Origin of the sequence: Gordonia sihwensis, assembly GCF_029632925.1 — a bacterium.
GTDB lineage: Bacteria > Actinomycetota > Actinomycetes > Mycobacteriales > Mycobacteriaceae > Gordonia > Gordonia sihwensis.
Genome location: NZ_CP121248.1, coordinates 1,688,393 through 1,703,044, shown reverse-complemented (window position 1 = coordinate 1,703,044; position 14,652 = coordinate 1,688,393). Strand labels below are relative to the sequence as shown.

At 69.2% G+C, this 14,652-nt stretch carries 12 protein-coding genes; 6 read left to right on the top strand and 6 right to left on the bottom strand.

The genetic code is table 11. From position 1 onward, the window contains the following. Positions 1-20 precede the first annotated feature (20 nt). Positions 21-806, top strand: a complete 786-nt coding sequence (gene map / locus P5P27_RS08215; protein WP_278127223.1) for a type I methionyl aminopeptidase — start codon at positions 21-23, stop codon at positions 804-806. Here map and zapE read toward each other — a convergent pair. Next, a complete protein-coding gene (gene zapE, locus P5P27_RS08210; protein WP_278127221.1) occupies positions 793-1,848 on the bottom strand; it encodes a cell division protein ZapE in 1,056 nt (351 codons plus the stop codon). The two genes, map and zapE, sit on opposite strands and share 14 nt — an antisense overlap. Before the next feature lie 33 nt (positions 1,849-1,881). On the opposite strand from zapE, the gene P5P27_RS08205 reads away from it, so the two are divergent. Both P5P27_RS08205 and P5P27_RS08200 read left to right on the top strand, forming a co-directional pair. Next, positions 1,882-2,472: a TetR/AcrR family transcriptional regulator gene (locus P5P27_RS08205; RefSeq protein ID WP_278127219.1), complete on the top strand. Its 591-nt coding sequence runs from the start codon at positions 1,882-1,884 to the stop codon at positions 2,470-2,472. Between the two features lie 120 nt (positions 2,473-2,592). Further along, positions 2,593-3,591 (top strand): sigma-70 family RNA polymerase sigma factor, encoded by a 999-nt coding sequence (locus P5P27_RS08200; protein ID WP_006896297.1) that lies wholly within the window; start codon positions 2,593-2,595, stop codon positions 3,589-3,591. Positions 3,592-3,654: 63 nt separating this feature from the next. On the opposite strand, the gene P5P27_RS08195 is transcribed toward P5P27_RS08200, so the two are convergent. Both P5P27_RS08195 and P5P27_RS08190 read right to left on the bottom strand, forming a co-directional pair. Next, positions 3,655-6,447, bottom strand: coding sequence for a bifunctional acetate--CoA ligase family protein/GNAT family N-acetyltransferase (locus tag P5P27_RS08195; RefSeq protein WP_411815839.1), 2,793 nt, complete (start codon positions 6,445-6,447; stop codon positions 3,655-3,657). Next, entirely contained in the window at positions 6,440-7,684 is a 1,245-nt protein-coding gene (locus P5P27_RS08190; protein WP_006896295.1) for an acetoin utilization protein AcuC, read from the bottom strand. Before P5P27_RS08190 ends, P5P27_RS08195 begins: the two co-directional genes overlap by 8 nt. A 125-nt stretch (positions 7,685-7,809) precedes the next feature. Between P5P27_RS08190 and P5P27_RS08185 the strand changes: the two genes are divergently transcribed. Beyond that, positions 7,810-8,490: an iron-dependent transcriptional repressor DtxR gene (locus P5P27_RS08185; protein ID WP_006896294.1), complete on the top strand. Its 681-nt coding sequence runs from the start codon at positions 7,810-7,812 to the stop codon at positions 8,488-8,490. Between the two features lie 11 nt (positions 8,491-8,501). Here the strand turns inward: P5P27_RS08185 and P5P27_RS08180 are convergent, their stop codons facing one another. Together P5P27_RS08180 and P5P27_RS08175 are read right to left on the bottom strand one after the other, a co-directional pair. Beyond that, a complete protein-coding gene (locus tag P5P27_RS08180; protein ID WP_006896293.1) occupies positions 8,502-9,614 on the bottom strand; it encodes a DUF4192 domain-containing protein in 1,113 nt (370 codons plus the stop codon). Positions 9,615-9,724: 110 nt separating this feature from the next. Next, positions 9,725-10,357 (bottom strand): hypothetical protein, encoded by a 633-nt coding sequence (locus tag P5P27_RS08175; RefSeq protein ID WP_278127214.1) that lies wholly within the window; start codon positions 10,355-10,357, stop codon positions 9,725-9,727. Between the two features lie 142 nt (positions 10,358-10,499). Here P5P27_RS08175 and P5P27_RS08170 point away from each other — a divergent pair, with 142 nt between their 5' ends. Together P5P27_RS08170 and P5P27_RS08165 are read left to right on the top strand one after the other, a co-directional pair. After that, positions 10,500-11,516: a proteasome assembly chaperone family protein gene (locus P5P27_RS08170; RefSeq protein ID WP_278127212.1), complete on the top strand. Its 1,017-nt coding sequence runs from the start codon at positions 10,500-10,502 to the stop codon at positions 11,514-11,516. Further along, positions 11,513-13,657 (top strand): DEAD/DEAH box helicase, encoded by a 2,145-nt coding sequence (locus tag P5P27_RS08165; protein ID WP_045540548.1) that lies wholly within the window; start codon positions 11,513-11,515, stop codon positions 13,655-13,657. The genes P5P27_RS08170 and P5P27_RS08165 overlap by 4 nt, the downstream gene beginning before the upstream one ends. Here P5P27_RS08165 and P5P27_RS08160 read toward each other — a convergent pair. Next, the gene (locus tag P5P27_RS08160; protein WP_278127211.1) at positions 13,641-14,627 is read right to left on the bottom strand and encodes a hydrogen peroxide-inducible genes activator; all 987 of its coding nucleotides are present in this window, start codon (positions 14,625-14,627) and stop codon (positions 13,641-13,643) included. The genes P5P27_RS08165 and P5P27_RS08160 overlap by 17 nt on opposite strands. Between the last annotated feature and the right edge of the window lie 25 nt (positions 14,628-14,652).

Here is a 14,652-nt window from a genome sequence, read left to right as displayed (position 1 = left end):
ACCAACGCTGGGAGATGACGATGATGGAGCTCAAAACGCCGGATGAGATCGGGAAGATGGCGGTCACCGGCGCGTTCGTCGCCGAGGTCCTCACCGACCTCTCACGTCTCGCGCGCCCGGGCGTCGACGTGATGGATCTGGAACATCACGCACGACGGCTGATCGCCGATCGCGGCGCGGTCAGTTGCTATTGGGACTACTCCCCCTCCTTCGGCCGAGGACCGTTCCGCAACGTCGTCTGCCTGTCCGTGAACGACGCCGTGCTGCACGGCCTGCCCGTCCCGCACGTCCTCGCACGCGGCGATCTCCTGACCATGGATTTCGCCGTCTCGATCGATGGCTGGACTGCAGATTCGGCGATCACCGTTCAAGTCGGCTTCGACGACGACGTCGCTTCCCGCACCGACGATCCCGACGCACGACTGATCGACTCCACTCGCCGTGCTCTCGAGGCCGGCATCGCGGCCGCCCTTCCCGGAGGCCGACTCGGCGACATCTCCGCCGCCATCGGCGCCGTCGCCGCCGCCGACGGCTACCGCGTGAACACCGACTTCGGCGGCCACGGTCTCGGCCGCACCATGCACGAGGATCCACATGTCCCGAACGTCGGACGCGCCGGCCGCGGCCTCCGATTGAAGCCCGGAATGGTACTGGCTCTCGAACCGTGGTGGGCTGCGGGAACCGATGAGATCGTCTACGACGCCGACGGCTGGACGATCCGCTCGGCCGACGGGAGCAACACCGCGCACTCCGAGCACACCGTGGCGATCACCGAGGACGGACCGACCGTCCTCACCGCTCGCTGACAGCCGCCGTGTCCACAGTGTCTGCAGTCTCCACAGTGTCTGCAGTCTCCACCGTCGCTCCAGTCTCGACCGTCCACGCCGACATTCGGCTGACGGCGCGAGCGGCGTCGGGCAGCCGAGAACGCAGCAGGTCCGCGAGTTCGCCGGGCCCGAAGCTCGCGACGACGGTCAACTCCACGTCGCGATCGTGGGCGACGTCGAGCAGTGCCGCCCACCGGGCGAGCGCGTCGGGGCCGGCGACGCACTCGTCGGGCATCGTCACCCGCCAGCGCGGAAAGCGCTCGGCCAGCGACAGGTAGTCCGATACATGGGCGGGGACCTCGCACAACTCGCCGAACCCGAACTCCACCGTCCCCTCTTCGTCCATCTCTTCGCCGGAGGGGACCGGGCGGCCGCCCCCGGCGCGTCGCACGGATCCCGCACCGCAGATCGTCCAACGCCCCCGACGGAAGCCGCCGGCGGCGAGGACGACCGCCGCACCCGCCTCCCGCAGATCGCGGCCGTCGTCCAGGGTCGCGACGGTGAAGATGTCTTCGATCGTCGCGATGGTCGGCTCGAATGCAGAGTGGAACAACGGGTTCGGCATCAGCTCGGCGGGCGCGCGATTCGAGGTCACGATGATACGGATCCGGCGGCGGTGCAACTCACGCAGCACTCGGTCGAGCAGCACTCCGTCGGCCGGGTCGTGGACGGTGAACTCGTCCAGGCAGACCGCCCGCGCCGAACCGACCAGTGCGGACACGCTCGGGGCGAGCCCGCCGGTCGCACCGATACCGTCGTGCAGATCCCGGAAGAACTCGTGCAGATGCCATCGGCGCGCACCGAGTGCCGCGACCACGGCGTCGACGAGCCAACTCTTACCGCGGCCAGGCGGACCGTGGAGGTAGACGTTCTCCTCACCGGACAGCAACCGCAGCACGGCGAGTTGTCCATCGGTGAGACGCAGTCCTTCCCGTGCCGCGCGCTGATGCACTGCCGCACGGACCGCGGCGCGGCGCTCCCGGTCCGCACGCATCGCTCGCTGCTCTCGCCACTTCCACATAACGAACACTCTATGTTCGTAGAGGGTGATTCAATGAGTGACGTGCCCGATCTCACTCCCAGGACCGATCGACGTGAGGCGATCTGCGAGGCTGCGCTCGACCTCGCCGCCGCCGGCGGCAACCGCGCGGTGACCCACTCTGCCGTCGACCGGGCTCTCGACCTGCCCAAGGGATCGACGTCCTACTACTTCCGCACCCGTGCAGCACTCCTCGGCGGCGCGATCGCGCATCTGACCCGGACCTCGCGCGCCGCCTTCCACCGCGTGTCGGCGACCGCCGAGTCGTCGGGCACGTCACCGGGCACGGTCATCGCCGACTATCTTCACCATCTGACCGGCGTGCGGATGCGCGATGTGCGTGCCCGTTACGCCCTCGCCCCGGACGCCGCCGAAGCCGGCACGGCGACGGCGCTGAGCGAGTGCCTCTTCTCCCGGTCCGCAGCCATCGCGCTCTTCGCCGCCCGTTCCCGTATCTCTCGCGAGCGGGGTGCGGACGATCTGGCCGAGGATCTGATGGTGTTCTGCGAGGGCGTCACGGCTCTCGCCTACTTCTCCGGCACGGTGCGCGATGCGCGGGAACTTCGGGATGCGATCGGTCGTTACTTTCCTGACCTGGTCCAATGAGCCGATTCCACCGCGCAGCGGTAGACTAAGCAACTTCTCAGCAACCACGGGGAACCTTTCCGGCACCCGCGACGTTGGACCTGGTGAACGCACTGATGAATCGCATCTCCAGGAGGTCGCATGGCTCACTCGACGATTGCCCGCCCGTCCGAAGCTCGTTCCACTCGTACTCGCCCGGCTCTCACCGAGCAGGATCTGGATGCGCAGTCACCCTCGGCCGACCTCGTCCGCGTCTATCTCAACGGCATCGGCCGCACCGCTCTGCTGACCGCTGAGCAGGAGGTCGACCTGTCCAAGGCCATCGAGGCCGGGCTGTATGCGAAGCATCTCCTGGCCACCAAGAAGCGCCTGAGCCCGGCCAAGAAGCGCGATTACGCCATTCTGGTCCGCGAGGGCGAACAGGCTCGCGCACATCTGCTTGAGGCGAACCTGCGCCTGGTGGTCTCCCTGGCCAAGCGCTACACCGGCCGGGGCATGCCGCTGCTCGACCTCATCCAGGAGGGCAACCTCGGTCTGATCCGCGCCGTCGAGAAGTTCGACTACGCGAAGGGCTACAAGTTCTCGACCTACGCGACCTGGTGGATCCGCCAGGCGATCAGCCGCGGCATGGCTGATCAGAGCCGCACCATCCGCCTGCCCGTCCACCTCGTGGAGCAGGTCAACAAGCTGGCCCGTATCCGCCGCGAACTGCACCAGCAGCTCGGCCGGGAGGCCACCGACGAGGAACTGGCCCTGGAATCGGGCATCCCGGCTGAGAAGATCGCCGATCTGATGGACCACAGCCGCGATCCGGTGAGCCTGGACATGCCCGTCGGCAACGACGAGGAGGCGCCGCTCGGCGACTTCATCGAGGACGCCGAGGCCACCTCGGCCGAGACCGTCGTCATCGCGAACCTCCTGCACTCCGACATCCGCTCGGTGCTCTCGACGCTCGACGAGCGGGAGATGCAGGTCATCACGATGCGGTACGGCCTCGAAGACGGTCAGCCGCGCACGCTCGACCAGATCGGCCGCGCCTTCGGGCTCTCGCGCGAGCGTGTCCGCCAGATCGAGCGCGAGGTCATGACCAAGCTGCGTCAGGGCGACCGCGCCGAGAAGCTCCGCGCTTACGCGAGCTGATCCGATGAGGGACCGCGCCGCGGTCCCGCCCCAGACCGGCGGCGCGGTCGATGATCCCCCGAGTCAACCCAGCCGCCTCGGCCCGGTGTCCGCGAGTGTGGGCACCGGGCCGACATCTATGTGCGACCCCAGGACCGAGATCCCGTCGGGCGAGGCGAGGATCGGGTCGAGCGTCAGCTCGCGGATCTCGGGGACGTCGTCGATCAGCGCCGACACCCGCTGCAGCAACTCCACCAGCGCGTCCGGATCGGTGTGGTCCTCGGCCAGCAGCGTCCGGACACTCGGCTCGTCGACCAGTTCCCTGGCATCGTGCTCAGTCAGCGGGATCGACCGGAAGCTCCGGTCACCGAGCGCCTCGAACAGTCGTCCGGAGAGGCCGAACGACATCAGCGGACCGAACGACGGACTGTCGGAGACGCGGAGGTACATCCCGACGCCTTTCGGCGCCATCCGCTGCACCTGGAGCGACGAGTCGCCGGTGAGGGTCTGCAGTTCGTTGAACGCGGTGATGACCGCGGTCGCGTCGGACAGGTCCAGCCGGGCGCCCTCCCGGTCCACCCGACCGACCCAGGCCGGCGAGGTGGACTTCACCACGACCGGGAATCCCAGCTCACGCGCCGCCGCAGACGCCTCGTGCATCGTCCGGACGTCCCGGAACGGAACCACTTCGATGCCGAAGTGCCCGAGCACGTACGACCCCTCGCGCGGAGTGAGCGAGCGCGGGCCGTCGGCCATCGCCTCTCGCACGAAGCTGCGCGCGTCCTCCGGCCGCGAATCCGGGATGGGTGCGGGCGCGGCGGCCGGCCGCGACCGCCACCGGGAGTAGCGCCACGCCTGCGCCAGCGCGCTCGCAGCGCGCTCGGGCGTCGGGTACGACGGGATCGACCCGCGCACAGGCAGCCCGTCCGGTCCGGTGCGCGACAGACCGGGCGGAACACCCTCCACCGCGAGGAAGGTCGTCACGACCGGTTTGGTCGGAACATCGCCTCCGTCGGCCGGGCGGGTCGCTTCCAGCAGGCCCAACGCGTAGTCGGACGAGTCGACGGCCACCGGCGGGACGAACACCACGATCACCGCGTCGATCGCGTCGTCGTTCATCGCCTCGGCGACGGCGGCCGACAGTGCGTCGTGTGTCACGGCCGGCCCCAGATCCACGATCGAGACCACTTCGAGGCCCGAGCTGCGGGCGGTGTTGGCAGCCAGGGACGCGATGACCGACGAGTTTCCGAGGATGGCCGTCCGGGGACCCTCGGGCAGCGGCTGGTAGGCCAGCACGGTAGCGGAGTCGAAGAGCTCCGCGATCGTCTCGACCTGGATCACCCCGGCCTGTTCCAGCACCATCTGCGCCACGCGGTCGTCGCGCACCGGACCGGTGCGCTGGGCGTGTACCGGCGACATCGCCCCGCTGCCCGACTTGATCGCGACGATCGGCTTCTTGGACGCCACCCGGCGGGCGATCCGCCCGAACTTGCGCGGATTGCCGAAGCTCTCCAGGTACAGCAGCACCACGTCTGTGTCGTCGTCGGTGTCCCAGTACTGGAGCACGTCGTTCCCGGACACATCGGCGCGGTTGCCCGCGGAGACGAACGTCGACAGGCCGAGCCGGCGGTGGGCAGCGGTGTCGAGGATCGCGATGCCGAGCGCACCGGACTGGCAGAAGAATCCGACACGGCCCGCCCCCGGAATGCGGGGAGCCAGTGACGCGTTCAGCGCGATGTCGGGATGGTTGTTGACCACGCCGAGCGCGTTGGGCCCCACCAGGCGCATTCCGTGGGCGCGGACCTGTTCGGCGAGCCGCTTCTCGTTCTCCAGCCCGGCCTCGCCTTTCTCACCGAAGCCGGCCGACACCACCACCAGGGTCCGCACGCCTTTGGCGAGACAGTCGTCGAGCACTTGGTCTATGCGCGCGGCAGGCACCGCGATGACGGCCAGATCCACCGGGTCGGGGATGTCGCGCACAGTCGAATAGGAGCGGATCCCGCGCACCGACGGCGGTGCGGTGCGCGGCGGTCGTCCGGGACCGCGGCGCGGCTGGGCGTCGTCCGGTTCGGACGCCACCGCCGAACCGTTCACCGGGAACACCGGCCCGGTGAAGCCGGCCGCGAGCACATTCGCCAGCAACACGTTGCCGACCTTCTTGGGGTCGGCGGAGGCACCGATCACGGCCACCGACGAAGGACGCAGCAGATTCGCGATGCTGCGTGCCTCCGAGGCACGCTCGCGGGCGTTGCGCACCGCCGTCAGCGCCTCGGTGGGATCGATCAGGAACTCGACGTGCACGGTGCTGCCGTCGAAGGCCCGGCTGATCTGATATCCCGCATCACGGAATACAGCCACCATGTTGGGGTTCTCCGACAGCACCTCCGCCTCGAACCGGGTGAAGCCGTTCTCCGCCGCCGCACCCGCCAGGTGCTCGAGCAGGATCGGACCCAACCCACGGCCCTGGTGATCGTCGGCGACCACGAAGGCCACCTCGGCGGACGTCGGTTTACCGTCCGCCGCGAGCCCCTCGTACAGCCCCATCGCGATCACCCGGTCGCCGAGGAAGGCCAGCAGGGCGACGCGGTTGCGGTAGTCCACCGTCGTCATGCGCACCACTTCACGCGGCGGGAGCGTCGGCGTCGGACCGAAGTACCGCATGTAGCGGGTGCGTTCGCTGAGACCGTTGTGGAACTCGACGAGCAGGTCGGCGTCGGCGGGCATGATGGGCCGGATGTGAACCACGCCTCCGTCCGAGGCGAGGACGTCGGCGCTCCACTGCCGCGGGTACTCGCGCGGGAGCGCGTCCTCGGTCGTCGGCGTGTCCTCCGTATCGCTCGCGGTGTCCGTCGATCCGGTGTCGGGCGTGTCAGTCACGAGGATCCTCCGGGTCCAGGCCGTGCAGCGGGAACACCGCTCGGCGGGTGGCGATGATGGCTTTGTCGGTCTGCCGCTGGGCGGTCTCCGAGACGCCGTCGGGTGGTTCTGCGCTGCCGTCGCCGTCCCAGCGGACGAAGTCGGTGACGCCGCCGTCTCCCATCGTGGCCTCCGGCGGCCGCGCGTAGTCGGGGTGAACCGTCTTCGCCAGATCCTGCGCGCCGGCGAGCCAGTCGTCCCCGATGCGGGTCTGCGCGGGCACGTCGCGATCGAGCGCCGCGCCGATCAGATGCGTCCAGCTGCGCGGGACCACGTTGATCACGCCGTATCCCCCGCCGCCGACGGCCAGCCAGCGTCCCTCGCAGTACCGGTCGGCGAGTTCGCGCAACGCCCGGACCGCGGCGGCGTGGCCGTCGACGGTCAGTGCCAGGTCGGTGAGCGGGTCGTCACGGTGGCTGTCGACACCGATCTGCGTCACCAGGATCTGCGGCTTGAACGCCTCCACCATCGACGGAACGACGGCGTGAAAGGCGCGCAGCCACAACGAGTCCGGCAGCCCGGGCATCAGTCCGACGTTCACCGCGGTGCCCGTGGCCGGTCCCTCGCCCACTTCGGTGGCCCAGCCGGTGCCGGGCCACAGCGTCGCGGGGTGCTGATGCAGCGACACCGTCATCACCCGCGGGTCGCCGATGAACTCGGCCTGCACGCCGTCTCCGTGGTGCGCGTCGACGTCGATGTAGGCGATCCGGTCGTAGCCGTGCTCGAGCAGCCAGCGGATCGCGATCGAACAGTCGTTGTAGATGCAGAAGCCGGCGGCGTGGCCCTTCATCGCGTGATGCATGCCGCCGCCGATGTTGACCGCTCGGCGCACACTTCCGGACGCGATCGCCGCGGCCGCGGCCACCGAGCCGCCGACCAGCATCGCTCCCGCATCGTGCATGCCCTCGAAGATCGGGTTGTCCGCGCTGCCGAGGCCGAAGAGACGCTCGAGGACCGGGCCGTTGAGCGAGGCGGTGCCGTAGCTGACGGCCCGGACCGCGTCGACGTAACCCTGCGTGTGGACGGTGGTCAGGAGCCCGTCGTCCACCGGCAGCGGCTCGATCGTGTCCACGTCGTCGAGCACACCGAGGCTGCGCGCCAGCGACATCGTGAGGGCGAGGCGCACCGGACTCATCGGGTGGGTGTAGGCCCACTTGTACTCCATGAAGTGCTCGCTCCAGATGATCGCCGCACTCATCGCCTCGCCTCTTTTCGCATCACCCTGTCACGCTAACGGTTTCACGCCACTCGGGGACTGCATCAGGTGCCCCTGACGCCCTGCCTTACAGGTAACCTGAACTGAGGCGAAAGGACTGAGGCTTCGTGAACGATCTTGTCGATACCACAGAGATGTATCTGCGGACGATCTACGACCTTGAGGAGGAGGGGATCATCCCGCTGCGCGCTCGCATCGCCGAGCGCCTGGAACAGAGTGGACCGACGGTCTCGCAGACGGTGGCCCGCATGGAGCGCGACGGGCTCCTGCGCGTCGCGGGCGATCGGCATCTCGAACTCACGGACAAGGGCCGCAATCTGGCCATCTCAGTGATGCGCAAGCACCGATTGGCCGAGCGGCTGCTGGTGGACGTGATCGGTCTGCCGTGGGACGAGGTGCACGACGAGGCCTGCCGCTGGGAACACGTGATGAGCGAGAACGTCGAGCGGCGCATCGTCGAGGTCCTCGACAACCCGACGACGTCGCCGTACGGCAATCCGATTCCCGGGCTGGAGCAGCTCGGGGTCGAGGCCAGTGCGCGCGAGGACACCTCGGTGCGGCTCGTCGACCTCCCCCAGGGCGAGAGCACCGTCGTGATCACGCGTATGTCCGAGCACGCGCAGGCCGACCCGGAGTTGATCTCCGAGCTGCGGCAGGCCGGCGTGGTGCCGAACGCACGCGTGTCGGTGAACGTGACACCCCGTGCGGTCATCATCAACACTCCCGGACACGAGGGGCTGACGCTGTCCTCGGAGATCTCGCACGCGATCTTCGTCAACAAGACCTGATCACCGCACGGTCAGCCGGCCGGCTCGTGCACCGGGGCGGGCAGAGGGCCGCCGAGGCTCTCGGCGATCTCGTATGCGAGTTCGGCGAGTCCGCGCAGTTCCCTCGGTCGCATGCCGTTGATCAGTGCAGTGTCGAGCAGGTTCGCGAGATGGTAGTCGGGGTCGGCGTCGTGCGCCACGCCGAACGCCACGCCCGCGTACGCGCCCTCCCCGGCCATGTAGTGCAGATGCCCGAGCAGTGTGGCCGCCGCCGCGCGGGCATGGCCGTCGAGCCGTCTGGTCAGGGTGCGCCACAGATCCTCCGCCGCGCCGCGCTGTTCGGTGAGCGAGAGTCCGAGCAGCGCGTCGCGCACATGCACCGACACCAGCGCTTCGGCGAGGGTGTTCACGTCCGCGCACGTCAGATCGGTGTCGCCGGCGCTGAAACGGGCCAGCGTTCCCAGCGCGAATGCGAGCCCCTGCGCGTCGACGCGGCCGGGTTCGTGCCGCACTGGAACCGGTGACACGCCGCGGCAGCCCGCCCGGGCGCAGTGCGGTTCCGGCGACAGCAGCGCAAGCATCTCCGACCGCCGCGCCAGAATCCGTCTGCCGGAGTGGACCGCGCGCTCCAGCGCGGTCGGCGAGGCGTTGGGGTCCGACAGCACTCCGGTGGCCGGTACCGCCGCGGTGAACGGATAGGGCGCCGCTCGGCCCCCGGCCGGTCGCCACACGGTGTGCCACCGGCTGCCCGAGGCGGCCTGTGCCATCGCGAACGCCGCGGACAGTCCGCCCGCGGGGCCGAAGCCCTTGTTCGCAGCCGCCGCGACGGCGCGGTAGCGGTCGTCGTCGGGCGGGTAGCGGTCGTCGACGATCACCGCGACGGTGCCGATGGCCCCGTAGGAGGCCGCGAGCGTCCCCAACCGGATGAACAGCTGCCGCATGCCGGCGGACGGCGAACCGTTCTTGGTCAGGCACAGATCGTGCCGCATGGTCGCCACGACAGTGCGGTCGGCACCGAACACCAGCAGCACGATCGACTGTTCGGGCACGAAGCCGAGCAGTCCCGGGACCGCGGCGAGCAACTTGTCGGGATCGGAGCGACCGTCGGTGTGGCCGCCTGCGGGAATGCTGAGTGAATTGGTCATGCACCCACGCTGGCCTCGACGCGGCCGGCCGGGAAGACCCCGCCGGCCGATGTTGACCGACAAGGCGTCGATGCACAGATCGACCTGGGCGTTTGCCCGTCGGTGGTGCGTCAGCCGCCGAACGCGCGTGTCCGTGCGGCGTCGAACAGCGTGCGAGTGGCGCCCAGTTCCTCGGCGCCGAGATCGTCGCCGCCCGGACGCCGATTCTGCACGTAGACGCGGATGTCCCCCTGCTGCGCCACGAACTCGGTCACCGAACTCGTCGGTGGCGGCGCGGGCTGATCGGCCGGTCCCATTCGGATGCGGCGCTCGAGCCGGACTCCGGGAACACCGCCGTCGACGGGAGTGACCTCGGTCGCCACCGACGTGCCGACCGTTCCGCCGAGAGCGAACTCCCCGCACCGGCGAGCCCGCGCGACGAAGTCGTCGAAGCTGTCGGTGGCGCGCACCACCATCGTGGTCAGCGTCCCCTGCGCGGGCCCTCCCGGCCCCACGAGCACCCTCGCCGTCGGCGCATCCACCGGCGCCGGAGTGCAGTCGGCCGGGGTGTTCTCACCGCGGAGCGGACGGAACGTGATGTCCGCCAGGATGCCCGGGACCTGGGCGGACGGGACCTGCTGCCCGGGGCCGTAGGGGAACGCCGAACTCGGTACCGACTTCGACGAGAGATCCAGTGACGGGACTGCCTCTCCCGTCACGGCGCACGCCGACGCCGCCCCGGCCACCATCAACACGGCAGCCACAGACTTCACTCCAGCAACAAGTCGCACACCACCACTGTGCCATCCGCGCGGCCGCGACACGGGAATGACCCGCCGCAGAGCCGTGTTGAACGCGATGAGTCCCGTACGGGACAATGAGATGTCACATTCGAAGGGAGAGACCATGGATGAGCGGCAGGACGACCCCCGCAAGCTCTACGATCTCGAGTTCCCGGCTCCCGCCGTGTACGGCGCCGACGGCGACGGACCGGTGCTGATCCACGCCCTCGAGGGCTACGCCGACGCCGGACACGCCGTCGCGCTGGCCGCGACGCACCTGCGCGAGGCCCTCGACTCCGAACTGGTCGCGACGTTCAACACCGACGAGTTGATCGACTACCGGTCGCGGCGGCCGATGATCTCCTTCAGCGGTGTGGAGTTCGACGGGATCGACATGCACAAGCTCACCGTCCACGCGGTGCGCGACAACGCCGGGGTTCCGTTCCTGCTGTTGGACGGACCCGAGCCCGACCTGCGCTGGGAGCAGTTCACCACCGCGATCACCGCACTCGCCGAGCGGTTCGGCGTCTCGCGAGTGGTCGGTCTGAACTCGATCCCGATGGCGGTTCCGCACACGCGGCCTGCCTCGATCACCGCGCACGGCAACGATTCGGACGCTCTCGGCGACCTGAACCGCTGGGGCAACCCGATGAAGCTGCCCGCCAGCGCGTCGATGCTCCTCGAACTGCGGCTCGGCCAGGCCGGCTACCGCACCGCGGGCCTGTCCGCGCACGTTCCGCACTACCTGGCGCAGGCCAACTACCCCGGCGCGTCCGCCGCACTGATCCAGGCGATCGGAAAGGTCGCCGGTCTCGAACTGCCGGTCGCGGCGCTCGAGAACGCCGCGGAGCAGATGCGCGAGCAGATCGACGGCGAGGTGGCGTCCAATGCGGAGGTCGCGGCCGTCGTCACGTCGCTGGAGAACCAGTACGACGCCTACATGCGCGCGAAGAACGAGCAGGCCTCGCTGCTGGCCGCCGACCAGGATGTCCCCTCGGGCGACGAACTGGGTGCGGAGTTCGAGCGGTTCCTGGCCGAACACGCCGCGGAGTTCGACGGACTCGGCGATGGCGCCTTCCCGGAGCCGGACGACGAGAGCGACACCGGGCCCGACGACACACAAGGACGTGATCCGAGCTGACGACGCCGGCCACGGAACCGAGCGACACCGTTCCGCTGACGCCCACCACTGACGAAGATCTCGCATTCGAGAGGTTCACGACGTGGTGGGCGTCTCGCGGGCTCGACCTGTACCCGCATCAGGAGGAGGCGCTCCTCGAGCTCGTCTCGGGCAGCAACGTGATCCTGGCGACGCCGACCGGATCGGGCAAGTCGCTCGTCGCCTCCGGCGCCATCTATTTCGCGCTCTGCCGCGGGCGGCGCGCGTATTACACAGCGCCGATCAAAGCCCTGGTCAGCGAGAAGTTCTTCGATCTGTGCGATCAGTTCGGTGCCGCCAATGTAGGTCTGCTCACCGGCGACGCGTCGGTCAACGCCGACGCGCCGATCGTGTGCGCGACCGCCGAGATCGTCGCCAACATCGCCCTGCGCGACGGCGCCGGATCCGACGTCGGCGTCCTGGTGGCCGACGAATTCCACTATTACGGCGAGTCCGACCGCGGCTGGGCCTGGCAGGTCCCTCTGATCGAACTGCCGGATCCGTCGCCCGAGACCGCTGTCGACCGGCAGCCGCAGTTCCTGCTGATGTCGGCGACGCTGGGCAGCATGGACTTCTTCGTCGACGACCTCACTCGCCGCACCGGTCGCACCACCGTGCCGGTGACCGGTGCGCAGCGGCCCGTGCCGCTGCAGTACCGATACGCGATCACCCCGATCCACGAGACGATCGCCGAGCTGATCGACGCCGGCCGGGCGCCGGTCTACGTGGTTCATTTCACGCAGCAGCAGGCCGTCGAACGCGCCCAGGCGCTGCTGTCGGTGAAGATCTGTGACAAGGAGGAGAAGGCGGCCATCGCCGAGGCGATCGGCGACTTCCGGTTCCAGACCGGCTTCGGAGGCACCCTGTCGAAACTCCTGCGGTCGGGCATCGGCGTGCATCACGCGGGCATGCTCCCCCGCTACCGGCGGCTCGTCGAACGGCTGGCGCAGGCCGGCCTGCTGAAGGTGGTCGCCGGAACCGACACCCTCGGCGTGGGCATCAACGTGCCGATCCGCACCGTGCTGTTCGCGGGCCTGACCAAGTACGACGGCCACCGGGTGCGCCGGCTGCGAGCGCGGGAGTTCCACCAGATCGCCGGCCGTGCCGGCCGGGCGGGTTTCGACACCGTCGGCTACGTGGTGGCCCAGGCACCCGAACACGACGTCGAGAACGCGCGCGCCGTGGCGAAGGCGGGCGACGACCCCAAGAAGCTGCGGAAGGTGGTGCGCCGCAAAGCCCCCGAGGGGTTCGTCAGCTGGGGCGAGAAGACCTTCGAAACGCTGATCGACGCTCCCGACGAAGAGTTGAAGTCGCATTTCCGGATGACCACCGCGATGCTGATGGAAGTGCTCGAACGGCCCGGCGACTGCTTCGCGGCGCTGCGGCATCTGCTCGAGACCAACCACGAACCGCGCTCGCGGCAACTGCGCCACATCAAGCACACCATCGCGCTGTACCGCGACCTGTGCGAGACCGGGATCGTGACGAAGCTCGACCGGCCCGCGGCGGACGGGAAGCACGTGGAACTCTCCATCGACCTGCCGGAGAACTTCGCCCTCACCAATCCGCTCTCGGCGTTCGCGGTCGCCGCGTTCGAACTCCTCGACACCGATTCGGACACCTACGCGCTCGATGTGATCTCGATACTCGAATGCACCCTCGACGATCCGCGCCCCGTGCTCGTCGCGCAGCGCAAGCAGGCGCGCGACGCCGCCGTCGCCGAGATGAAGGCCGACGGGATCGAGTACGAGGAGCGCATGGAGCGACTCGAGCAGATCACGTGGCCGCAGCCGCTCGCCGAGGAGATCGGTTTCGCATACGAGACCTATCGCCGGGGCCATCCCTGGCTGGCGAACACTCCCCCGTCGCCCAAATCCGTCCTGCGGTACATGCGGGAGCGGTCGATGACCTTCACCGAGCTCATCTCCGACCTCGGGCTCGCGCGCAGCGAAGGCGTCGTCCTGCGGTACCTGACCGACTGCTACCGCGCACTGAACAGCGGGTTGCCGATGTCGGCGGTCACCGACGAGATCGAGGACATCACCGACGAACTTGGCGATCTGATCCGCGACGTCGACTCCAGCCTCATCGACGAGTGGGAGCAGCTCACCGCTCAGGCGTGAGGCCGACGGCGGTGTCGTCGGTGCCGCCGGACCGCGTGCCCACCGGGGTCACCGCGCCTCCGTCGGCCACCAGTTCGGCGATGTCGGCGGCCAGCGCGCGGTAGGCCTCACCCCGGCCCGACGACTCCCGGTACACGAGGCCGATCGTGCGGCCGGGCCGCGGACGCGCGAACTCGGCCGTGGCGAGTCCACCCGCCGCGGTCTCGACGGCCACCGCGGTCTGCGGGATCAGCGTCACTCCCAGCCCGCCTTCGACACACTGCACCGCGGTCGTGAGCGACGCGGCCCGCGTCTGACGCAGATCGGGCGAGACGCCGGCGAGCTGACACACCTCGAGAGCCTGATCGCGCAGGCAGTGTCCTTCGTCGAGCAGCAGCAGCGGAAGATCCTCCAGCATCTTCGGCGACAGCCGCTTCCGTCCGGCGAGCGGATGTCCTTGCGGCAGCGCGAGGACGAAGTCCTCGGCGTACATCGGGATCTCGCCGATCCCCGGTGCGCCGGCGGGCAGGGCGAGGACCGCCGCATCGAGGGCTCCGTCGCGCAATTGTCCGAGCAGACGGTCGGTCTGATCCTCCACCACCAGCAGATCGAGCGCCGGTCGGCGTTCGGCGAGCCCCTGCAACACCCGGGGCAGGATGTAGGGCGCGATCGTCGGGATCAATCCCAACCGGAGAGTCCCCGACAGCGGGTCGAGGTCGCCGGCGGCATCGAGCAGGAAGTCGTCGACGGCGTCGCACACCGCGATCGCCGACCCGAGCAGCCGGCGGCCCTCCGCCGTCAGCATCACCCGCCGGGTGGTCCGTTCGACGAGCCGGAGTCCGAGCCCCGCCTCCAGTCCGGCCAGCGCCTGTGACAGCGAGGGCTGACTGACCCCGAGTTCGGCTGCGGCGGAGCCGAAGTGCAAGTGCTTCGCCACGGACACGAACGCCCTCAGTGCGGTGATGGGCGGCTGATAACTTTGATCGGTCATGCCTATCAATATAGTGACTACTATC

Bases quoted from the DNA above. Each gene is read 5' to 3' on its own strand.
- map (WP_278127223.1), top strand. From the start codon at position 21: ATGATGGAGCTCAAAACGCCGGATGAGATCGGGAAGATGGCGGTCACC.
- zapE (WP_278127221.1), bottom strand. From the start codon at position 1,848: ATGTGGAAGTGGCGAGAGCAGCGAGCGATGCGTGCGGACCGGGAGCGC.
- P5P27_RS08205 (WP_278127219.1), top strand. From the start codon at position 1,882: ATGAGTGACGTGCCCGATCTCACTCCCAGGACCGATCGACGTGAGGCG.
- P5P27_RS08200 (WP_006896297.1), top strand. From the start codon at position 2,593: ATGGCTCACTCGACGATTGCCCGCCCGTCCGAAGCTCGTTCCACTCGT.
- P5P27_RS08190 (WP_006896295.1), bottom strand. From the start codon at position 7,684: ATGAGTGCGGCGATCATCTGGAGCGAGCACTTCATGGAGTACAAGTGG.
- P5P27_RS08180 (WP_006896293.1), bottom strand. From the start codon at position 9,614: ATGACCAATTCACTCAGCATTCCCGCAGGCGGCCACACCGACGGTCGC.
- P5P27_RS08170 (WP_278127212.1), top strand. From the start codon at position 10,500: ATGGATGAGCGGCAGGACGACCCCCGCAAGCTCTACGATCTCGAGTTC.
- P5P27_RS08160 (WP_278127211.1), bottom strand. From the start codon at position 14,627: ATGACCGATCAAAGTTATCAGCCGCCCATCACCGCACTGAGGGCGTTC.